General features: G+C 49.8%; 1 protein-coding gene. It reads left to right on the forward strand.

Annotated features, from left to right (window positions below):
- Positions 1-550: hypothetical protein (locus P2W82_RS24705; protein WP_336518633.1), on the forward strand; the 550-nt coding region annotated here is incomplete at both ends.

The raw sequence follows: 550 nt of genomic DNA on the forward strand, positions 1-550 counted from the left end.
GTGCCTGCTAACATTATCAGAACCATCATCCAAAACAAATACCAGATAACGCCTAACCTGAGGGCTGTCTTGATCTTAGGCCACATCGCCGTGCCTTATAGCGGCGATATCAACCCTGACGGACATCCAGATCATAAGGGAGCCTGGGCGGCCGACGTGTACTATGGCGACGTAGATGGCGCCTGGACAGATGCAACGGTAAATACCATCGCAGCCGTTCGTCCGGAAAACAAAAACGTACCCGGCGACGGCAAATGGGATCAAAGCACCATACCCAGCAACCTAGAATTGCAGGTGAGCCGGATTGATTTTGCCAATATGCCCGCGTTTGGCAAGACCGAGGTCCAGATGATGAAGGACTACCTGAACCGGGACCATGTTTATAAAATGGACTCGCTAAATATGGTGAAACGGGCCCTGATCGACGACAATTTTCCCGCCAGCTCGTATCCAGAGGCATTTGCAGCAAATGGGTGGAGAAACTTCAATCCTATTGTTAGCCGCGATAGCATCAAAGCATTGGATTTTATAAGCACGCTTAATACTACTC

The sequence above is a fragment of the Pollutibacter soli genome (assembly GCA_029269725.1).
Lineage (GTDB): Bacteria > Bacteroidota > Bacteroidia > Chitinophagales > Chitinophagaceae > Pollutibacter > Pollutibacter soli.